This is a genomic window from Treponema primitia (assembly GCF_046533075.1).
GTDB classification, from domain to species: domain Bacteria; phylum Spirochaetota; class Spirochaetia; order Treponematales; family Breznakiellaceae; genus Termitinema; species Termitinema primitia_B.
Genome location: NZ_JAJQRB010000049.1, coordinates 50,947 through 71,166, shown reverse-complemented (window position 1 = coordinate 71,166; position 20,220 = coordinate 50,947). Strand labels below are relative to the sequence as shown.

Annotated in this window: 18 protein-coding genes and 1 riboswitch; of the genes, 8 read left to right on the top strand and 10 right to left on the bottom strand. The window is 45.3% G+C overall.

Translation table 11 applies throughout. The features are described from left to right. Positions 1-74: 74 nt before the first annotated feature. On the bottom strand, positions 75-233 hold the full coding sequence (locus tag LQZ19_RS10390; RefSeq protein WP_411047602.1) for a hypothetical protein: 159 nt from the start codon (positions 231-233) through the stop codon (positions 75-77). Between the two features lie 411 nt (positions 234-644). Here LQZ19_RS10390 and LQZ19_RS10385 point away from each other — a divergent pair, with 411 nt between their 5' ends. Further along, complete coding sequence (locus LQZ19_RS10385; protein ID WP_411047601.1) at positions 645-3,578, top strand: hypothetical protein; 2,934 nt, start codon at positions 645-647, stop codon at positions 3,576-3,578. On the opposite strand, the gene LQZ19_RS10380 is transcribed toward LQZ19_RS10385, so the two are convergent. The 6 genes from LQZ19_RS10380 to LQZ19_RS10355 all read right to left on the bottom strand — a co-directional run bounded on the left by LQZ19_RS10380 (position 3,535) and on the right by LQZ19_RS10355 (position 7,038). Next, positions 3,535-4,368 (bottom strand): hypothetical protein, encoded by an 834-nt coding sequence (locus tag LQZ19_RS10380; protein WP_411047600.1) that lies wholly within the window; start codon positions 4,366-4,368, stop codon positions 3,535-3,537. The genes LQZ19_RS10385 and LQZ19_RS10380 overlap by 44 nt on opposite strands. Positions 4,369-4,448: 80 nt before the next feature. Next, entirely contained in the window at positions 4,449-4,898 is a 450-nt protein-coding gene (locus LQZ19_RS10375) for a hypothetical protein (protein WP_411047599.1), read from the bottom strand. Between the two features lie 114 nt (positions 4,899-5,012). Further along, entirely contained in the window at positions 5,013-5,414 is a 402-nt protein-coding gene (locus tag LQZ19_RS10370; RefSeq protein ID WP_411047598.1) for a hypothetical protein, read from the bottom strand. A 409-nt stretch (positions 5,415-5,823) separates the two neighbouring features. Next, positions 5,824-6,369 (bottom strand): pyridoxamine 5-phosphate oxidase, encoded by a 546-nt coding sequence (locus LQZ19_RS10365; protein ID WP_411047597.1) that lies wholly within the window; start codon positions 6,367-6,369, stop codon positions 5,824-5,826. Between the two features lie 110 nt (positions 6,370-6,479). Further along, a riboswitch (FMN riboswitch) is annotated at positions 6,480-6,632 on the bottom strand. Positions 6,633-6,688: 56 nt separating this feature from the next. Beyond that, positions 6,689-6,862, bottom strand: a complete 174-nt coding sequence (locus LQZ19_RS10360) for a type II toxin-antitoxin system HicA family toxin (protein ID WP_411047596.1) — start codon at positions 6,860-6,862, stop codon at positions 6,689-6,691. Then, positions 6,859-7,038 (bottom strand): type II toxin-antitoxin system HicB family antitoxin, encoded by a 180-nt coding sequence (locus tag LQZ19_RS10355; RefSeq protein WP_411047595.1) that lies wholly within the window; start codon positions 7,036-7,038, stop codon positions 6,859-6,861. The genes LQZ19_RS10360 and LQZ19_RS10355 overlap by 4 nt, the downstream gene beginning before the upstream one ends. A gap of 175 nt (positions 7,039-7,213) precedes the next feature. Here LQZ19_RS10355 and mfd point away from each other — a divergent pair, with 175 nt between their 5' ends. The 7 genes from mfd to LQZ19_RS10320 all read left to right on the top strand — a co-directional run bounded on the left by mfd (position 7,214) and on the right by LQZ19_RS10320 (position 16,598). Then, positions 7,214-10,702 (top strand): transcription-repair coupling factor, encoded by a 3,489-nt coding sequence (mfd, locus tag LQZ19_RS10350; protein WP_411047594.1) that lies wholly within the window; start codon positions 7,214-7,216, stop codon positions 10,700-10,702. A 168-nt stretch (positions 10,703-10,870) separates the two neighbouring features. Beyond that, positions 10,871-11,833 carry a hydroxyacid dehydrogenase gene (locus LQZ19_RS10345; RefSeq protein WP_411047593.1) on the top strand — a complete coding sequence of 321 codons (963 nt, stop codon included), beginning with the start codon at positions 10,871-10,873 and terminating at the stop codon, positions 11,831-11,833. A gap of 19 nt (positions 11,834-11,852) precedes the next feature. Continuing rightward, the gene (locus LQZ19_RS10340; protein ID WP_411047592.1) at positions 11,853-13,166 is read left to right on the top strand and encodes a GntP family permease; all 1,314 of its coding nucleotides are present in this window, start codon (positions 11,853-11,855) and stop codon (positions 13,164-13,166) included. Then, a complete protein-coding gene (locus tag LQZ19_RS10335; RefSeq protein WP_411047591.1) occupies positions 13,163-14,305 on the top strand; it encodes an amidohydrolase family protein in 1,143 nt (380 codons plus the stop codon). The genes LQZ19_RS10340 and LQZ19_RS10335 overlap by 4 nt, the downstream gene beginning before the upstream one ends. Positions 14,306-14,340: 35 nt before the next feature. Beyond that, on the top strand, positions 14,341-15,135 hold the full coding sequence (locus LQZ19_RS10330; protein ID WP_411047590.1) for an HpcH/HpaI aldolase family protein: 795 nt from the start codon (positions 14,341-14,343) through the stop codon (positions 15,133-15,135). A gap of 83 nt (positions 15,136-15,218) precedes the next feature. Beyond that, entirely contained in the window at positions 15,219-15,836 is a 618-nt protein-coding gene (locus LQZ19_RS10325) for an HAD family hydrolase (RefSeq protein WP_411047589.1), read from the top strand. A 123-nt stretch (positions 15,837-15,959) separates the two neighbouring features. Further along, on the top strand, positions 15,960-16,598 hold the full coding sequence (locus tag LQZ19_RS10320) for a lysophospholipid acyltransferase family protein (RefSeq protein ID WP_411047588.1): 639 nt from the start codon (positions 15,960-15,962) through the stop codon (positions 16,596-16,598). A gap of 140 nt (positions 16,599-16,738) precedes the next feature. Here the strand turns inward: LQZ19_RS10320 and LQZ19_RS10315 are convergent, their stop codons facing one another. Genes LQZ19_RS10315 through LQZ19_RS10305 form a run of 3 tightly spaced genes read right to left on the bottom strand, consistent with a single transcriptional unit; the run spans position 16,739 to position 20,192 of the window. Then, entirely contained in the window at positions 16,739-17,719 is a 981-nt protein-coding gene (locus tag LQZ19_RS10315) for an ABC transporter permease (RefSeq protein ID WP_411047587.1), read from the bottom strand. Continuing rightward, positions 17,719-18,699 (bottom strand): ABC transporter permease, encoded by a 981-nt coding sequence (locus tag LQZ19_RS10310; RefSeq protein WP_411047586.1) that lies wholly within the window; start codon positions 18,697-18,699, stop codon positions 17,719-17,721. Before LQZ19_RS10310 ends, LQZ19_RS10315 begins: the two co-directional genes overlap by 1 nt. 11 nt (positions 18,700-18,710) lie before the next feature. Then, on the bottom strand, positions 18,711-20,192 hold the full coding sequence (locus tag LQZ19_RS10305; protein WP_411047585.1) for a sugar ABC transporter ATP-binding protein: 1,482 nt from the start codon (positions 20,190-20,192) through the stop codon (positions 18,711-18,713). Positions 20,193-20,220 lie beyond the last annotated feature (28 nt).

The following is a 20,220-nucleotide window of genomic DNA, read 5'->3' as shown; positions in this document are numbered from 1 at the left end:
CATACTTGCTCCTTCTAAGTAGTATAGCCGTTTACACTAATTTTGTTACAAGTCCATAAAGAGGAGAATTATATTTATTCATTCCAATCAGTTATTCCCAAATATTTACACATTTCTTCATCTTCTAATGCGTCAAATAAACGATTAACCATTTCTTCAGTAACAATATCATCTGAAGGAACAGCATTTTCTGAAATATTTTGCTTATTTTCAGTATCTTTACGTTTAATCATTTATCATCTTTTTCACCTTCCGAAAATCAACTTGGTAATTTTTTTTTGGTCATCTGTAAAGTAGAACAATTACTTACTTCACTGTATCAAGACAAATTGTTTTCTCAATGCAAAATTACCATTTTTTTCAAAATTTCTGTAAATTTTTAATGAAATATACTATACAAATATTAAGTATATAATAAAAAAACTTCATTTTTTTTTCAAGAAACCGGCAAAATGATTTTGTGAAATACAATTGGTTTGATACCATAAGTTATTATGAATAACCAGGATTTTTTAAGAGAATATCACCGCCTGATGAAAAAGACGGTAAAGTTTAGCCACACCACCCGCCATATGGACCGCGTAGAGGTTCTTCCTCTGATAGACCGGGAAAAGGCTCTTGGTTTTGATATTTTTGAATACGGTTTGTTTTTAACCGGTAGTGGTGCCTACGACCAGGACATTGAAGCGGGACTTACGAATCTGGTAGAGCAGGAAAAAGATGGGGACCTCAAATTATTAAAACGTATGCAGAAAGAAGCGATCCTTTGCCTCCTGCGGTCAGATTCCACGGATACGGTAAAGCTGGTCTTGGAATCATTGCTTAATACAAGGCGGCCAAATACGGCTAGATCCAGTAAGGACCATAATACGCGATATTATAAGTTCTGTATCATAGTGATGCAGTATCTTTGTAAATTAGCAGATAATGAAGGTCACTTCGTACAAAGTAGGGAACTATATCGTGAAATAACTAATAATTTGGATGATGAAGATGATGATGTTCTTAAAGTAGGGTTAGATCTCAGCGAATTTGATTATAATAATGAGGAATTACAGGCTGTAAAAATAATTATAACAAATATTGCCGCCAGAGAACAGGATGAATGGGAACGGCAATTTAAACTGGCCCAAAGGGAAGCAGTTATAACTATTGCGCACTATAAAAATGAGTTGAGGAATTGGGAATGCGGTATAAAAAAGATATCGCGGCCTCAGCCAAATCTCTATGGTCTTTTGATACGGTTGAATTCAATAATGGCTTCCAAAGACGATTTGATAAGCCGTACCATTCTTGCCCCTGTAAGCCGGGGTTCTTATCAGAATCAGATAGAGGTTGCTCGGTATGATGCAGAAACTATATTGCGCATATTGATCGGGCTGGGCGCAGAGCCCGGGGATTCTCTTTGGAATTATGCGCTTAGAATTTCTGATAATCTGGAAGATGATTTCAAATTATGCCTGTTCGCAGTAGAACAATACGGAAAGGCACTGTATCTGGTAAAAGCAGAACGTTTCAGCTTTGAACAATATCTTAAACTCTGTAAGGCGGCGCTTAAGCAGGATGGAACTGCCTTGGAATATGTGGACAAAGAAACTATTGCCGCAGAATACGCTGACCTATGCCGGACGGCGGTTCAACAGGATGGAAGGGCCTTAAAGTATGTAAAAGGGGAAAAGTGTACCCGGGTACAGTATGTAGAAATATGCATTTTGGCTATACATCAATTCGAATCAATGCATACGGAGATGGAGTATAGCCTCGTTTACCCTGAAACATTATTGTCCCTTGTAGATATAACAGTATGTACCGCCGAACAATATGCGGATATATGCCTCACCGCCGCCGCAGATAATCCGAAAGAATTGGAATATATAAATGAAAATATTTGTCCCCCGGATCGCTATTATGAGATCTGTCTTGCTGCGATAAAAAAAGATGTCAATGTCTTAACCCATGTTAATAAGGATACCATTGGTAAAAGGTACCAGGAACTATATACAGTTGCTGTCAAGCAAGATGCAACAGCCATACGGTATGCGGAAGAAACATTTCTTATCACTCTTACATCCGGTCAATACTTTGAAATATGCTTGACCGCAGTGAAGAAAGACAATTGGCTTTTGTCATTTGTAAAAAAAGAATATCTGACAGCGGCGCAGTATTTTGAGCTTTGTAGTATTGCCGCTCCGGAACATTTAAGGATTTTACGGAATATAAAAGAAGAAGACTGTACTGCCGGGGATTACTTTGAATTATGCAAAGCTGCCTGTTCAAAAGATTCTTTTACTTTAGGCATAATAAATGAACACCCTCTCGCGAAACAATTTAGCGCTTCGCAATATTTTGATTTATGCCTTCTTGCAGTTAAAGAAAAAGATTCCGCCTTTCAATATGTTCAAACAAATATCGGCGCCCCATGGAATCTAAGCGGGGAACAATACTTTGATTTATGTATGGCGGCCATGGAACAGGATTATAGTTATGTCCTGAAATATGTAAAAGGTCAATTTATTACGCAAGATCAGTACTTTAAATTATGTAATACTTTTGCATCGCGGGAAGATAGAATGTTTGACCTTGAAGATGTTGATCCCCAATTTCTTAATTCCGACCAGTATTTTGAAATATGCATGAGTGCTGTTCAAGATAGGTATAGAGGAAATAGTAAATATGTGGTTGATCGAAAATGTACTTCTGCGCAATATTTTGAAATTTATCTCACTGCGGCTCATTCCAATGAAATTGTATTGCGATATATAAAAGACAGTATTATTGCACTATTTACTCAGGAACAATATTACGAAATCTGTCTTGCGGCAGTACAAAATAATGTGGATGAACTGGTTTTTGTAAAAGAAGAAATACTCAGTACCGAACAAAATCAAGCGCTTTTTCTTGCCGCTCTCAAGAAAGATGGAAATGCATTATTGTATATGGAAGAACAGACACCAGAAATATGGTTTGACCTTATCCAATTGAACGGGACTGCTCTGGAATATGTATGGGATGAACTCTATACTAATGAGGAGTACATAAAATTATGTTCTGCTGCGGTAGAACAGACCGGGGAAGCCCTTGTCCATGTTAACATTCGCCGTCTTACCCATGGACAGTACCTAACTCTTTGCCATAAAGCAGTGGGGCAGGGTAGAAATGCCATAGGCGGCGTAAAAAAGAAATATTGTACCGAAGCAGAATACCTGGAACTATGCCTTATTGCTATCAAGCAGGATATAGGCGCTGCTCATTATATTAGAGTATGGACACCGGAAATCTGCTGTGCTGTCATAGAACGGGATGGTCTTGTGGCTGCCAGGAATATACCCGTGGAAGTACGAACACTGGAAATGCGTATTGCCATGGTCCGCCAGAACGGCCTGGCACTGCAGCATATGCAGAATATACAGGCAAAAATACCGGAACTCGCTCTTGCAGCAGTGGAACAGAACGGGCTTGCACTGGAGTTTGTGGTCAATCAAACCCCTGAAATAATTAACGCCGCTATCGTCCAGAACAGTGAAGCGGAAAAATTCATACGTAACAAGGAAACACAAAATGAACCAAATGGAATTTAATACCACTAATATAGCAGCTTAATCGCATTTTTTCCATAAAATCAAAGAAATCTATTTCCAGAGCGTCAAGCTGCAAAAGTAAATCCTTGTTATTTCTTACAAATGTCTTGATTTGTTCAATCTCACTAGGGATGAGTGAAATCTCTGGATTATCTATAAGGATTTGAGGGTTCTCGTCAATACTCATAGGTATTATGATATTTGTTTGTGTCATGTGATCATTGTCTGCCTGAAATTTAATTATTTTGCAATGGCCCCACTGACCTGATTGAGTCCAGTTTCCCGTATCATCAAGAAAAATGTTTGCAGGCAGCTTAGTTCTCTTTTTATGCAAACAAGTTCCTGTCTCAATGATTTTTATATTTTCAGCAATATTCTCCTGTTCAGTCATTAGCGCTGGAAGGGATATTAGTTGATTTTTTTTCGCTTCTTCGGTTGCCGGATTACCACCAGGTATCATGACTTTAAGAAAGTCAACAATTCCGATATCCATATCTGCCAAAGACTCAATGGCGGCCAAATTATTTTTGACAAAATTTCTAATTTTCGTAATATCTTCATTTGGCAAGGAATTAGTACCAATAAGTTCTCCAGTAAAATTCATTGAGGCAAAGGTGTTTGTGATTGGTTTATCAGCATAGTCGGTTTGAAATATGATTTGTTTGGCATGTTTTCTTCTTTTATAAGACAAAGAATCATCAAGATATATGTTTACAGATAAATCGGATTCTTTTTTATGAATTGTAACCATCTCATCAAGATGTTTTGAGCCGGAATCTTTATTAAACATATATTTCCCATTATAATATGTAACCATACTAATCAAGATTTGTCAAGTAAAACGTTGTCGATGGTCGAATCTTGATTTTGTTAATCTTTTTTGATATGCTTACATAATGTAAATAATATAGAGGAAATTGCAAATGAAATTTTATCACCAAGCGGTGGCTTCTGGATTAGCCCAATAGGACCTTTCACTGGGTTTAACCCTTTAAATATAATTTTCAATACACCCCAGTTTGTTATTATGCCATCATCATCATCATGATATTTATCAATGGCCCATTTAATAATTTTTTCTTTATATTCTGGTGGAATAGATACAATTTTTCCGGTTTCTGGTTCTTTATGGCAATCAAAAATCATTGTTTTGTCTAATGGAACTTGTTCGGTTATAAAAAATTTTCCCAGAAAATCACCATTAGAATTTTTCAAATGCGCATATGCTGGATTAATAGGATCCCCTATTTTACCGCTATCCGGATAAACTTCAATAATCATATCATCTGAATAAATGGTCCCAACTTCGTTTAATATCATAATTAACAATCCTCCAGCAATTTATTATTATGGTTAACTAAAAAATAACCGTTAAAAATAACAAGCGATATTTTTATGCGATCAAATAAAGCATAGTTTCCACGATACTTCTTTTTACTCTAATAACTTTGTAATTAAAGCCCATACCCTTTCTTTAGTTTCATACCTATCTCCCTTCTCAATAAGTTCAGTTACAATGTCTGTTAATTTTAAGACTTTTTGTTGTTCATTTTCAAAAAGTTCCTGATAACTTTTAAAGGATGTTTGTAGACGATCGAATCCAAATTCATATTTGGCCAAACCATGTGATTTTTTTAAAAGTTGCTGATACTCGGTTTCAGGTATTGAGACTTCGTTTAGAGTTTTAATATGAATAGAAGGTTCACTATCTTTTTTATCATCCTTTAAATATTTTTCTATAATATCCTTATTGGTATCATATTTTAAACTATCATCAATTAAGGAGAAGTAATCATCTTTTTTCAAGTTATGCATTTTAATTTGTTTTTTCATCATCTGCTACCTCTTTAACTTGGCTCGTTTAATAGAGGACTCTTTGGTTGAGCCTAAATAATCTGGTTGCTTCTCTTCTTTCAAATCTTGCAAACTTTCGTCATGATCCATGGGTTACTCCTATATGGCTTCTTAAGGCAATTCTATCATGCCAGATTATTTTCTCAAACCAACATTGCCTATTTTACTCCGTTTTTTTATTTTTTAACAAGAAATTTGCTTAAAAATTTTGAAATTTTTGAAGATATTAATACTATGGCTAATTTATACCTTATTTAGGAGTATATTTCTGAGTAATATAGTCATATTATACACAGTAAAGGTATAGTCCTGATTGGATTTTTAGACCTCTTTTTCCAATATGGAGACTAGCCCTTCACCTGCATGTATAAATTTTGCAAAATCCACAATCTTACTTTAGTTTAAAAATTTTAGCCCCATCAGAACCAAAGGTTTCAATCTCTTCAGTATCGATATAAAAGACTTTTAAATTCGGATTATCCGAAGTTTTGTAAAGACTTCGGATATGTTCATTCCCCTCAAACGCACGTAATTTTACTGCCGAATCTTCTACAAAAACAACTTTGCCATTTATTGATACAACCGGTTCAAATTCATCTGCGTATGTACAATACGAAACGTACGGGAATTGCTTGAGCTGCGTGTACATAGGTTTTAAATCGTTTGTACAAAAATACACCCTGTTATTTTCGGCAAATTGAAATGTGATTATCTGTGTCCGTAATCGTTTATCATTTCGGTTTGCCAAAATACCATTTGGATATTCTTGCAAAACTTGCACAAAACTATTTATATTTTCTATTTCAAAATAGTTTCCCGGCGCGGCAAGTTCCTTTTTAGTACAACCCAGTGTGATACTAAGAATGAAACACAATGCAAAAAGTCCATTTTTGCCCTTGAGACGTTTGATACGCCTTTCAAAATAAATACCGGCCATGATGGCCTCCTAAATAATTTGGGGGATGTTTTAGATACCCCTTATTATTCAGGGCATTAATTAGGTAAAAAACGGACCACGCCGACAGAAAGGATTTTTTGCCGAGAAAGTTCTATTTTCTTCCATCCGGACTATACCGTCGGCATCGGAATTTCACCGATTCAGTCAGAATACCTTTTTAAAAGATATTCCAAGTTGCGGGCTATACCGCCGGTTGGGATTTGCGTATCAACGAAACGCATTACCCTACCCTGAAAATTATATATAGGTTTACCCTGATTAGGCAAAAATGTCAATAGGTGTTTACATACTCTTTGTGTTATGACAAATTCTTGATAATGCTTTTTGCTACGTACTCTTTGATTTCCGTGTGCCTGGGAACAGCAACTTGTTTCCCGGTCTTGGGCTGTTTATAAACATCATGACCGCCTCCATGACGGACGAATACAGCGCCATTATTGGTAATGGTTTGGATTAAATCCACTCGTTTCATGCAATAAACAATTTTGCTTTATGATATTTGGAGAGTTCCAAACAATCGTATAAATCCTTGAGCATAAGTTCCAGTTCTTCAATCGTCTGTCCCTGGGTTGGGTGATCGGGAAAATTGTCAAAATATCCAATATACCACCCATCATTTTCCTGCCAGTAGGTGTATTGTAATTCCATGTATCTCCTCCATCCGCTTCTTCGGTTAAGTATACTTTCAAATTCCTGTCCGGACAAGCCATGTTTTCCGAATTTTTCAAGTAGGGTGATAGTCAATACTTCATTGGCCGCATACACCTCGCTCCAAGGGGGCTAACAAAACCGGAATTTTATGCCAAAATGCTTATAAACTGGTATGAAAACCGTATCCTTTCCTTCATTCTTAAAAAGAATAGCCGATTCTCCCGGGGTTTCCAGGATTCTGGACGAATTTATCCGCGGTAATTTCCCCCTTGAAATAGAAGGCGCCGAAGGTTCCTTTGGGGCGGTGCTTCTGTCGGCGTTGTTTCAAACTAAACCGGGTAACTTTCTGGCGGTAACCCCCACGGAACGGGAGGCGGCGGAGCTGGCCACTGATCTGGAGACACTGGGGTTGCCGGTGGCCCTTTTCCCCTGGTGGGGTACCATGCCTTACCGGGAAATGGCGCCCCTTTCAACGGTTTTTGGGGATCGGAGCCGGGTTTTGAGCGGTTTGGCCTATGGTTTAACCGCAAAGGTGCAGAAGGCGAATAAGGAGGAGCAGGGGGGGGGAGGAAGAGGGATTGTGATTGTCCCTGAGCGGGCCTTTCTTACGCCGCTGCCGCCGCCTGAATATATACGCAGTTTACTGATTACTTTGAGGCCGGGGGGGAAGATTGATACTATTGCCCTTGCGGAGACCCTGTCGGGTTACGGCTATACACGGGTGCCCAGGGTGCAGGTTCACGGGGAGTTTGCCCTGCGCGGGGAGGTGCTGGATATACTCATGGGGGGGGATGATTCGGCTTACCGGGTTTTGTTTGACTTTGACCAGGTGGAGTCTATAAAGCGTTTTGACCCGGTGGATCAGAGCAGCCTGGGACCGGGGGATCGGGAAAGGGTAGGCGAACTGGTGATCCGGCCCTTGAAGGAAGTGGTCTGGTCCGATGAGCGGATCGAAGTACTGAGCCGGAACCTTGCTACGATGGAAGAGTTTTCTAACCAAAGCCGTAACCAGGGGCGGGCGGTTCTGGAGGAACTGATGACCCGGCGGAGCGCCGGCGGTGAGGAGCTCTTCTTTCCCCTGGCTTTTGAAACTGCTCCCGGCGGCTTTCCTCCGGCACTGATCGACTATCTGGGAGAGAACGGGACGGTTTGCTATTTTGAGCGGGAGCGGCTGGAAAATGCCCAGGAATCCCTGGACCGGGAATACAGGAGTCTCTTTACCAAGGCACTGCGGGAACGGGATGTTCCGGCGCCGGAGCGGATACTGTTGAAGTTTGGGGATCTGGCGGATCGCCTATCCCGGCGGGTCTCCTTCATGACCATTAAGGGGGCGGCCGGGGGGAAAGCGCGGGCGGTGGTTTCCTGCGACCCCCCACGCAGTTTTTTCGGCAATATTAATTACCTCAAGGAAGAATTTACCGTCCTCTCAAACCAGGGCTGGGAACTGGTGGTGGCTGCGGAGTCCGATACCCAGGCTGCCAGGTTGGAAGAGCTGTTTAAGGACGACAAGGTTACTGTTGCTGCGGCGTCCCTGTCCATGGGCTTTGCCCTGCCGGATGTAAAATTCATGCTGGTCCAGGAGAACGAGATCTTCGGCCGGCGGAAGCGGCCGCCCCGGTCCCTCAAGCAGGTACGCAGCGCGGCTATCGACACCTTTGTTGAACTTAACCCCGGGGATTTTGTGGTGCACATAAACTACGGCATCGGGCTTTTTAAGGGGATAGAACGGATAAAAGCCCTGGGGCATGAACGGGACTACATCAAGCTGGAATATCTTGGTGAGGAAATAGTTTTTGTGCCCATAGAGCAGGTCAATCTGGTCCAGCGTTATATCGGGAACGAGGGGTCGCCCCCGCGGATGGATAAGCTGGGGTCCAAGAGCTGGGAAAACCGTAAGGGCCGGGTTAAGCAGTCCGTGGAGGAGATCGCAGAAAAACTAATCGATCTCTACTCCAAGCGCCGGGCTTCCCGGGGTTTTGCCTTCCCGGCGGATACCGAATGGCAGACCATGTTCGAGGCCAGTTTTCCCTTCGACGAAACGGAGGATCAGCTCCGCTGCGTGGAGGAGATTAAGGACGATATGGAAAAGCCAAACCCCATGGACCGCCTTATCTGCGGGGATGTGGGTTACGGCAAGACCGAGGTGGCGGTGCGGGCCTGTTTTAAGGCCGTCATGGGGGGGAAGCAGGTGGCCTTCCTCGCCCCCACAACAATACTGGCGGAACAGCATTACGAAAATTTTCAGGAACGGTTCTCCCAGTTTCCGGTGCGTATGGGTATGCTTTCCCGCTTTGTGGACCGGAGCGTGATCCGGCAAACCCTGGAGGCGGTGAAGAAGGGCGAAGTGGATATTCTGGTGGGGACCCACCGGATCATCCAGAAGGATGTGGTCTTTAAGGATCTGGGGCTCATGGTGATCGACGAGGAACAGCGCTTTGGGGTAAAGGACAAGGAGCGGCTTAAGGAGATGAAGCATAACGTGGACTGCCTTACCCTGAGCGCCACCCCCATACCCCGGACCCTGCATATGAGCCTCCTTAAGATACGGGACATGAGCCTCCTGGCAACTCCCCCGAATAACCGTCACCCCATAGAAACGGTGATCGACGAGTTCAACGAGGACCGGCTTGCGGCGGCCATACGCGCTGAGGTGGAGCGGGGTGGGCAGGTATTCTTTCTGCATAACCGGGTGGAGAGCCTTAACGAAACCCGCCTCCGGATAGAACACCTGGTCCCGGAGATGCTGGTGGAAACCGCCCACGGGCAGATGAACGCCCATGAGCTGGAGGATGTGATGCACCGTTTTATCCACGGGGGTTTCCACGTACTGGTGTCCACCACCATCATTGAGAACGGCATCGACATACCCAACGTAAACACCATTATTATCGACCGGGCGGATATGTACGGAGTATCCCAGCTTTACCAGCTCCGGGGCAGGGTAGGGCGCTCCGACCGGGTTGCCTACGCCTATCTTTTTTACCCCAAGGACCGGGCTCTGACCGAGCTGGCCATGAAACGGCTCCAGGTTATATCGGACTTTACGGAGCTGGGTTCGGGGTTTAAGATTGCCATGAAGGACATGGAGATCCGCGGGGCGGGGAATCTCCTGGGCCGGGAGCAGTCCGGGGACATTTATTCCGTGGGCTTCGACCTTTACTTACGGCTCCTGGACGAGGCGGTGCACCGGCTGGAGAACTCCCAGTACGAGGCGGAAACAGAAACACTGTTGGAACTGGAATACACGGGCTTCATCCCCAATGCCTATATAGACGGCGCCCAGGAAAAAATGGAGGTCTACAAGAAGATCGCCTCCATAAAGACCAGGGAGGAGCTTGAAAACCTCCTTGGGGAATTGACGGATCGCTTTGGCCCGCCCCCGGACGAGGCGGCTTCCCTTTTAGCCCTGGCAGAGATCCGTATCATCTGCCGGGACATATCGGTTTTCTCCCTGAAAGAGAAGGGCGGTTCGGTCCGGGTGGAGTTCGGCAAGGTTTCCAAGGTAAAGATAGACCGGCTCCTGCGGCTTATGAAGGAGTCAAGCGGCAGGGTAAAGCTGGACCCCAAGGCGCCCAACGTATTGATTTTGCAGACCGGAAGCATCGGGTTAAAAGAGAAAAGCGAGTTTATCCGGGAAAAGCTTGCAGCTTTAGCAGGATAGCTATTTTGAAATCTTGAACGTATAGGCAATTTCGATAATCAAAATATAACAACAAAAAAAAGAAAATACACCTAATATTTTAAATATTTTTATTGACAAACAGAAGTTGTATAATAAACTAATATACAATATAAAAATATATATATTGATAATTATTTTGGAGGATATATGGGTTATACCGTATTAATTCCACAGGATATTGTGGGCGAAGGGAAAAAATATCTTACAGACAGAGGATATACTATTAAGATGGGCTCCGGTATTTCAGCCCGGCAGATTGCAGAAGACGTAAAGGATTGCGATGCAATTCTTGCCAGAACCTGTCCGTATCCGACGGAGGTTATAGAAGCGGGAAATAAGCTGAAGGTTATCGGCAGACACGGGGTTGGCTGCGATAATATTGATATTAAAACCGCCACCAAACGCGGTATCCGGATCACCTACGCACCCGAATCGAATGCGAATTCCGTAGCCGAATATACAATCGGTATGATCATAGCCATGGCGCGGCATTTTATAGGATCCGACAGGGCAACCCGATCGGGAGACTGGGAATACCGTAACCGGGTGAGGGGTTTTGATCTGGCGAATAAAACTCTGGGACTTGTCGGCGCCGGCAGGGTCGGCTCCATGGTTGCAAAAAAAGCCTTTTTCGGCCTTGATATGAAAATTGTGGCGTATGATCCTTATATTAAAGAAATAAAAGGAGTTCCGGAAGTTAAAATTGTTTCGGACCCAGAAACGGTTTTTCAGGAATCCGATTTTGTAAGTCTCCATGTCCCCCTGACCCCGGAAACCAGGGGAATGTTTGGTAAAAAATACTTTGAACTAATGAAACCCGAAGCCTTTTTGATTAACGCAGCCCGGGGTGAAATAGTTAATGAAACGGATCTCTACGAGGCTTTAAAATCCAAGCGTATTGCAGCGGCGGCCCTGGATGTCTACGATCCGGAACCGCCTAAGGGGGATAATCCGCTTTTTACCCTGGATAATGTTATTCTGACACCCCATAACGCTGCATTGACCTTGGAGGCCATGACCCGCATGGCCCTGCATGCCGCTCAGGGGATTGATGATGTTTTGTCGGGCCGTGTACCCAAATGGCCTTTTAATAAGCTTACAGCAAAATAGTTTTTTCAAGGAGAGAAGTATGTTAGGAGTAATTGGTATCATTCTTGCGGTAGCCCTGGTCATTTTTCTGATTTTCAGGGGATGGCATATGGCGATTGTTTCGGTATTGGCATCCGTACTGATTGTATTAACCAGCGGTATGGATGTATGGAAGTCCTTTTCCGATTATTTCGCGACCGGGTTCCGTAATTTTGCCGGAACATGGTTTTTAATGTTCGCCCTGGGCGCCATTTTCGGAAAACTTATGGAAGAAAGCGGCGCATCCTCGGCTATTGCAAATGCGGTTGTTAAGGCCCTGGGAAGAAAGCAGGTAATACTTATTGTCCTGGTGACTACCCTGATCCTTTCTTATGGCGGTATTGGTGTTTTTGTAATAGCCTTTACCATGTACCCCATCTGTATGGCCCTCTTTAAAGAAGCGGATCTGCCGAAATCGATTTTTCCGGGTCTCCTGCTGGCCATTCCCGCAACAATCAGTATGTCCGTTGCTCCCGGTGTGCCCGCAGTCCAGAACATGATTCCTACCCAGACCTTTAATACCACCATTTATGCTGCGCCGATAATTGGTATTATCAGTTCAGTTTTTATCTTTATTTTGGATTATCTTTTCTACAACTGGGCGGCCAAGACTGCCGCTAAAAAGGGTGAACATTTTGTACCCGGTCCAAATGATCAGATAGTAGATTTTAACGATGCTGAGGCGGTTAAAAAGCTTCCCCCTGCGGGTCTTGCTTTTATTCCCATCATCATTCTGATTGGTTCCATCTTTATTTTCCAGTTCTTTGTAAAACCCTCCAACTATGCGGTAGTCCTTGGAATGCTCCTTGGTACATTGTCCGCAGCGATTATTTTCCGCAAAAGGTTGGATTGGAAAAAAACATTCAGCGGTGGAACCGCCAACGGTCTTTCGGCGCTTATGGTAACATCCTCCATCATGGGTTTCGGTAGTATCGTTAATAATGCTCCGGCTTTCCAGGCCTGTGTAAATTGGCTCCTCGGCCTGCAGATGAGTCCCTTGCTGCTGTCCTTCGTGGCCATCAATATTATCTGCGCCATTACCGGTTCTTCCTCCGGCGGTTTAAATATATTCCTCGATTCTCTGGGTGACTATATGCTTAATACCGGAATCAATCCCCAGTTCCTGCACCGTTGGACCGGTATGTGTTCCGCCGGACTTGACGCCATGCCCCATGCGTCGGGGGTAGTTCTGGCCAACGATGTGGCAAAGACATCCATGGTCGATACCTACAAATATACCTTTGTTTCCCAGTGCCTCATCCCGATGCTTACCTTGATCCCCGCATTAATTCTTTATCTGGTAGGGCTTATATGAAAGTAGATTTACTCATTAAAAACGGCCATGTGATCGATCCATCCCGGAAGATCGATAAGGTGATGGATATTGGCATCCGGAACGGTCTCGTGGCTGCGGTGAACCCCGGAGATGAGGGTGCCCATACGGTTGATGCAAAGGGCGATTATGTCTTCCCCGGGCTCATTGATTTTCACACCCACGTTTTCCATACAAGCAGCGCCATTTCCGTTAATCCCGCATTTCTTCCCGCCACCGGTGTTACCGCAACAGTGGACAGCGGAACTGCGGGTTGCTGCAATTTCCGTGCATTCTATGAAGGTGTGGTTACCACATCTCCGGTGCGGATCAAGAGTTACCTGAATGTATACGGATCGGGGCAGCTTGATACTAACCTTCCGGAGAAGTTTGAGCCTTCGGAATTTCGGCCATTACAAATTGAACGGACCGTGGCGGCTTACCGGGATAATATCCTTGGTTTGAAGATTCGTTACAGTAAGGGCATTGCTACCTCCCTTGATTCGATAAAAGAAACGATTAGGATTGCCCGGGAGAATGGCATTAATGTTTGCGTTCATACCACTGATCCGCCTACATCCCTTGACGGTGTGGTGGATCTCCTGGACAAGGACGATGTTTATTGTCATATGTACCATGGCAGGGGGGATGATACTATCCTGGATAAAGCTACGGGAAAGGTAAAAGAATCTATGTACCGCGCCAGAAAACGGGGGGTTATCTTTGATTCCGCCAATGGCCGGGGGAATTTTAGTTTTGCCGTGGCTACCCTTGCTATAAAAGAGGGGTTTCTGCCGGATATCATTTCCACGGACTGGACGAGCGATAAGCTTAACTATTCTTCCCATGCGAAAAATTTGCCCTTCCTTTTGGCAAAGTACCTTAAGTATGGGATGTCCCTCACGGATGTGGTACGGGCGGTTACCGAAACTCCCGCCCGTCTTATGGGACTGGAAGGGAAAATCGGGACCCTTAAACCGGATGCCCTGGGGGATGTGGTGGTATTCAAAGAAATTGATCAAAAAGTGGTTCACCGGGATTTTTTTGATACGGAGTTTGTGACAGAAAAACTATTGATCCCCCAGATGACGGTTATAGGCGGAGATATTGCTTTCTGCCAGGGATACTACGCTTTGGCATAAATCATTCTATGAATCTTTTCATTAAGGAGTTTTAAATGAAGGAAAATAAAATACGGGGCTTGTTAAAAAGCGGACAGCCAAGTACTTCTACCCGCCTGTGGAGCGCATGGCCATTCTACACGGAAGTTGTCGGGTCAACGGGAAATTTTGATTATATCGAATTTGTCGCTGAATATTCTCCTTTTACCGATTATGATCTGGAAAACATTGCCCGGGCGGCGGAGCTGCATAATATGGGCAGCATGATCAAGGTTGATTTCCAAAACCGCGGTTTTGTGGCGCAAAAGGCGGTTGCCGCGGGTTTTCAAGCCATCAATTTTGCGGATCATCATACTGCGGAAGAGGTGAAGGAGAGCATTTATATGATGAAACCCGACCGGCTTGGGCAGGGCCGTTTCGGTTATCCCAACCGGCGTTTTATCGGTACCCAAAGTCATCTTACCCAAATGGATCACAGTGAACGGCTGAACGATATTGTCCTCTGCTTTATGATTGAGAAAAAGATCGCCATGGACAATATTGAAGCAATTTGTTCCGTTCCCGGGGTGGATATGGTACAGTTTGGGCCTGCTGACTTCTCCATGAGCGCCGGTAAAAATCGGGATGATTATGCGGAGGAAGCAAGGGCCGCAGAACGGGAAATGATCAAGGTCGCCCTAAAACATGGAGTAACTCCGCGCTGCGAGATACCAACACCTGAAGCGGCGTCATATTACATTGATTTAGGGGTTCGCCATTTCTCACTGGGAGATCAGCTTGCTAAACTCAAGCAATTCTGGAATGGGGATGGTAAAAAAATCCGTGAGATAGCAAATTCTTTATCAAAATAGTCAATGCAATAGTTTCTTCATATAAAACACCCTGACTGGTCCATCTAGACGGGGTGTTTTATTTTACGCTATTATTAATATGTATGAAAATGATACGCGGTGTAGTCTTTGATTTTGGAAATGTGATTTCCCTGCCCCAGGCTGAGGGGGTGATGGATGAGCTGGCGGCTCTTGCGGGGATGGAACGTACCTTGTTTGAGTCCCTGCTTTGGCCATATAGGGCGGAGTATGACCGGGGAACAATTTCTGGTTTGGAATATTACCGGTCATTTCTGGCTAAGGGCGGGGTCTTTCTTGATGACCAGATCATTAGAAAGATACATGCGATCGATTTGGAAAGCTGGTCCAGGATAAACCCCGACACGGTACGTCTTATGGAGGACGTAAAAAATGCGGGCTATAAACTGGGGATACTCTCCAATATGCCCCACGATTTTTTGGACATGGCCCGGGATCGGTACCCCGCATTCCGCCTTCCCCATGCGGGGATCTTCTCCTGCGAAAGTGCATCGATAAAACCGGAGGAAAAGATATACCGGGATCTCTTCGCTGCCCTGTCCCTTGAACCGGAGGAGCTTGTTTTTTTTGACGATATGCCGGTTAATATTGATAAGGCTTGTTCCTTGGGAATGTCGGGCTTTGTTTGGCAGGACCCGGATATTGCCCGGGAAACCTTGCGGGATTTATCCATACCTGTTTGAGGGATAGCTATGATTTTATTGGGAACAATCTTTATTTTTTTTGCGGTCGTCGTGTGCATGCTTATTATCACCCCATTTGGGATTATATTGTTTTTACTGGGCCGGATTGGTTTTAAATCGACCATGAATTATCTGGCCTATAAGCTGGCTCAAGGCTGGGCCCTGGCGGTCCTTACCTTTTCGGGCTGTAAGCTTACCGTTACGGGCAGGGAGAATATCCCCCGGAAAGACGGCTTCTGTTTGGTGGGAAACCATAACAGTATCTTTGATATCGTTCTGCTCCTGGCCGCCGTTGGCCGGCCCTTTGGTTTTATTGCAAAGAAGGAACTGGCGGTTATTCCCATGCTGAATCTCTGGATTCTGATCCTTGGGGGCCTTTTTATCGACCGGAAGAACATACGGAAGGCCATAGGTACCATTAACGAGGGGATACGGCGGATTAAAGCCGGGGGCGCCATGATCATCTTCCCCGAGGGGACCCGGGGCAAAGGCCGGGGTTTGCTTCCCTTTAAACCGGGCTCCCTCAAATTGGCCACCAAGGCGGGGGCTCCCATGGTTCCCCTGGCTATTACCGGCAGTTACGATGTCTTTGAAAAAACCAACCGTCTGCACTCGGGGCCGGTTTCGGTAAACTTCGCTCCCCCTATTGCCACGGCGGATATTCCCACGGAGGACAGAGGGGGCCTTACGGATCAGGTTTACGGGATAATAGACGGGATGTTAAGAAAAGCCGAGGGAACCGCCCCCTTTGGAGGAGATTGAAGGCGGTCCCTCGGCTTAGGAAGGAACAGAACTTTACCTTAGCATATTCATAGTAATGCTAGGTGGTTACTAGGAATATAACGGAATCCTGAAAGGATGTCAAGACAAAAACCGAATATTTTGAAGAAAAACAGGACGGCCTAAACCAATTCCCGCTTTCGTTTTCTGCCGAAACAATCAAGCCAGATAATCATGGCGATTACCAGCCCTTTAAAAATCTGCTGGATATAAGCGTCAATGCCAAGCATATTCATACAGTTTTCCAGCACCGCGAACACAAGCATACCGACGCCTGACTGGGGAATACTGCCGATGCCCCCTGCGAAGGAAGTACCGCCGACAACCACGCCGCAATTTACCACCAGCGCAGTGGTCTGCCCATATGTTGACGAAGCGGCGTTTAGCCTGGACGACAACAGCACCCCGGCAAAGGCCGCTACGGCGCCGCAGATGACAAAGGCCAGCCACTTGATTTTTATAACCGGAATCCCCGAATATACCGCCACATCGTAATCGCCGCCGATGGCGTAGCAATTTCTGCCAAACTGGGTATACCGCATGATGCAATGGGTCAGCGCGAAAAACAGTACCATAATAAGTACCAAATTTGGAATGCCCGCCATATCTCCGTTGGCAATCATCATAAAATTGGGATTCCCCGTGGTGATCGGATGGGCGTCGGTAAGTTGCTGGGAGATTCCCTTAAGCAGCATATCCATTCCCAGGGTGATGATGAACGGTTCCGTCCGCTGATATACCACAAAAAACCCGTTGATAAGGCCAACCACTGCCCCTACAAGGATGGCGCATAAAATCGCCAGGGGTATCGGTAAAAAACTCATACATTTAATCGCAACGATCCCGGAGATACACATGGTCCCGCCAATGGATAGGTCGCAGCCGCCGCAGATTACCGGGAAGGTTACGCCGAAGGCCAAAATTACCAGAATACTGGCGGAACTGAGCAAATCCAGCAGGTTATACGCCGAATAAAAATTCGTTCCGGAGAATAGCATGATAAAAAGCATTATTATAATTGCCAGAACAGCTGTCTGCTTTGTGACGCTAAAAATCCCTTTTTTAAAGGAAAAGCGCAGTGCCATACCGTTTGTTCCGTTCATCAGTTTTTCCCTCCCAGCTCGGTTTCTTTCCGGTTATCAAGCCAGATGGCAAGCACAAGGATCAACCCCTTGAGGATTACCTGCATATAGGGCGAAGCCCCCAAAAGATTGAGGCAGTTTGACATGAGGGTGACAAGAAACACACCCAGCACGGTACGAAGCACACTTCCCCGGCCGCCCTTGATCGGTGTACCGCCGACAACAACGGCCAGCAGTGCATTCGTTTCATAATTGAAGCCACTTACCGGAGAGGCGGTGGTTACCCGCGAAAACAGTACTATTGCCGCCAGAGCGGTCATCAGACCGCTGATTGTAAAAATAAAAGCAACGCTGCCTTTTACCGACACACCGGCGAGAAAGGCCGCTTCTTTATTTCCGCCGGTGAGCATCACCGCGCGTCCCATGCGGGTACGGCTCTGAAAAATGTAGAGGATAAGGAGGCAGGCGAGGAAAATCAGAAATGATATGGAAATGGGACCGGCGCTGCCTTTACCAATGGCCTGATACAGTGAAATATCGGTTTTCAGCCAGCTCATGTGCGGCGTGGTACCGCCGGTGACGATAAGGGCCAGCGCGCCGTACAGTGTACTCAAACCGAAGGTGATGAAGAGCGCTTCGGCCAGCGTAAGGGCGCCGCAGGATAATACCATAAAGCTGTTGAGAAGTCCCATGGCGATACCCAATGCCAGTCCCACAAGCAATGCGGGCATCTGGCCAATCGGATCGATGAGCGAAACCGTAACCACCGTTACCAGTGAAAACATACCCGGAATGGACAGATCGATAAAACCGGCGAACACAACAAAGGTCATCCCCAGAGCAACGAGGCTCAAGGGGCCGAACTGTCTCATGATGTTCGTCAGGTTTGCCAGGGTAAAAAATTTCGGTTCCGCTATCATCGTTATAACGATTAACAGAATCAGCATTACCAGTACGAGGTATTCTTTAAAAATATTTTTCGTTGAAGCAATGAAATGCATAACCGCCCTTCCTAGCCTATGGCCTTTTCAATAATCGCTTCCGCCGGTACCTGTTCAGGGTTGAATTCACCGGTGATCCTGCCGCCGCAAACGGTCAGTACACGGTTACTCATACTGAGAACCTCGGGTAACTCGGAGGAAATCATCAGTATGGAACCGCCCCGCTCAACGATTTTTTTCATCAACAGATAAATTTCATATTTCGCGCCTACATCAATGCCCCGTGTCGGCTCGTCGAGGATCAAAATTTCCGGATTGGTTTCAAGCCAGCGTCCGATAACACACTTTTGCTGATTACCGCCGGAGAGATTCAACACACGGACAGATGCCGAAGGAGTTTTGATATTCAACTGTTCAATCTCTTTCTCCGCGAGTTTTCTTTCTTTGGCGCGGCTGAGAAAACCATGTTTGCTCAAACGTCCGAGGCTTGCCATAGATATATTTGATTCCACAGAAAAGGAAAGTACCAGCCCCTGGCTTTTCCGGTCTTCGGGAACCAGGGCTAATCCGGCGCGTATCGCGTCTTTCGGTGATCTTATCGGTGTTTTTACACCGCGGAGGTATATTTCCTTTTCCTTTACCCTATCTGCCCCAAAAACCGCTCTGATGAGTTCCGTCCGGCCGGCGCCCACAAGACCCACCAATCCCAGAATTTCGCCCTTGTTAAGCGTAAAGGAAATATCATGAAGTTTTTTCGTGTTTAAGGAACGGACTTCCAGCAGGGGTTCGCCTACGCAGCGGGGCCTTTCGGGGAATTCCTTGTCAATTGAACGTCCTATCATTTTGGCAATCATATCATTCCGGGTAAGATTGCCGATTGGCTTTGTGTCAATCACGCTGCCGTCCCGCATAATCGTAACCATGTCGCAGAACTCAAATATTTCGTCCAGCTTATGGCTGATATAGATGACGGAAATACCCCGTTTCCTCATTTCAGAGATCAGGCTGCGGAGTTTTTTCATTTCTTCCGCAGTAAGACTGCTGCTCGGTTCATCCATGATGACCAGTTTGGAATCAAAGGCGAGGGCTTTGCAGATTTCCACCATCTGCTTTTCCGAAGTACTCAGCTCCGAAACAAGGGTCCATGTGTCCAGCCTGCTCCCAAGACTCTCAAGGAGTTTTCCGGCGGCCCTGTGGGTTCCCTTCATGCCGCCCATTTCCCTGAAGCGGCCAAGGAAAATATTCTCCCCGATACTCATGGTGTTTACCAGATTGAATTCCTGATAGATGATGCTCAGTCCCCTGTGCAGCGATTGAACCGGAGTAGTGGTTTCGATTTTTTCACCGTCGAAGTAAATTTCCCCCGCGTCTTTTTGGTGTATCCCGGAAAGTATCTTCATCAAAGTAGATTTTCCTGCGCCGTTTTCACCAACGATGCCGTGTACTGATCCGCGTTTTACATCAATGGAAACATCGTTCAATGCCCTGACACCGGGGAAATATTTACATACCCTGCGGATGGAAAGTATTTCAGAATTACGGTCTGTACCCATATAAACTCTCCGTTTAGAAAAAAATAAT

What these genes read in the sequence shown, in the direction of transcription:
- LQZ19_RS10305 (WP_411047585.1), bottom strand. Translation starts at nt 20,192, where the DNA reads ATGGGTACAGACCGTAATTCTGAAATACTTTCCATCCGCAGGGTATGT.
- LQZ19_RS10365 (WP_411047597.1), bottom strand. Translation starts at nt 6,369, where the DNA reads ATGGCCGGTATTTATTTTGAAAGGCGTATCAAACGTCTCAAGGGCAAA.
- LQZ19_RS10380 (WP_411047600.1), bottom strand. Translation starts at nt 4,368, where the DNA reads ATGTTTAATAAAGATTCCGGCTCAAAACATCTTGATGAGATGGTTACA.
- LQZ19_RS10325 (WP_411047589.1), top strand. Translation starts at nt 15,219, where the DNA reads ATGAAAATGATACGCGGTGTAGTCTTTGATTTTGGAAATGTGATTTCC.
- LQZ19_RS10355 (WP_411047595.1), bottom strand. Translation starts at nt 7,038, where the DNA reads ATGGAATTACAATACACCTACTGGCAGGAAAATGATGGGTGGTATATT.
- LQZ19_RS10320 (WP_411047588.1), top strand. Translation starts at nt 15,960, where the DNA reads ATGAATTATCTGGCCTATAAGCTGGCTCAAGGCTGGGCCCTGGCGGTC.
- LQZ19_RS10335 (WP_411047591.1), top strand. Translation starts at nt 13,163, where the DNA reads ATGAAAGTAGATTTACTCATTAAAAACGGCCATGTGATCGATCCATCC.
- mfd (WP_411047594.1), top strand. Translation starts at nt 7,214, where the DNA reads ATGAAAACCGTATCCTTTCCTTCATTCTTAAAAAGAATAGCCGATTCT.
- LQZ19_RS10390 (WP_411047602.1), bottom strand. Translation starts at nt 233, where the DNA reads ATGATTAAACGTAAAGATACTGAAAATAAGCAAAATATTTCAGAAAAT.
- LQZ19_RS10340 (WP_411047592.1), top strand. Translation starts at nt 11,853, where the DNA reads ATGTTAGGAGTAATTGGTATCATTCTTGCGGTAGCCCTGGTCATTTTT.
- LQZ19_RS10310 (WP_411047586.1), bottom strand. Translation starts at nt 18,699, where the DNA reads ATGCATTTCATTGCTTCAACGAAAAATATTTTTAAAGAATACCTCGTA.
- LQZ19_RS10360 (WP_411047596.1), bottom strand. Translation starts at nt 6,862, where the DNA reads ATGAAACGAGTGGATTTAATCCAAACCATTACCAATAATGGCGCTGTA.
- LQZ19_RS10315 (WP_411047587.1), bottom strand. Translation starts at nt 17,719, where the DNA reads ATGAACGGAACAAACGGTATGGCACTGCGCTTTTCCTTTAAAAAAGGG.
- LQZ19_RS10330 (WP_411047590.1), top strand. Translation starts at nt 14,341, where the DNA reads ATGAAGGAAAATAAAATACGGGGCTTGTTAAAAAGCGGACAGCCAAGT.
- LQZ19_RS10375 (WP_411047599.1), bottom strand. Translation starts at nt 4,898, where the DNA reads ATGATATTAAACGAAGTTGGGACCATTTATTCAGATGATATGATTATT.
- LQZ19_RS10345 (WP_411047593.1), top strand. Translation starts at nt 10,871, where the DNA reads ATGGGTTATACCGTATTAATTCCACAGGATATTGTGGGCGAAGGGAAA.
- LQZ19_RS10370 (WP_411047598.1), bottom strand. Translation starts at nt 5,414, where the DNA reads ATGATGAAAAAACAAATTAAAATGCATAACTTGAAAAAAGATGATTAC.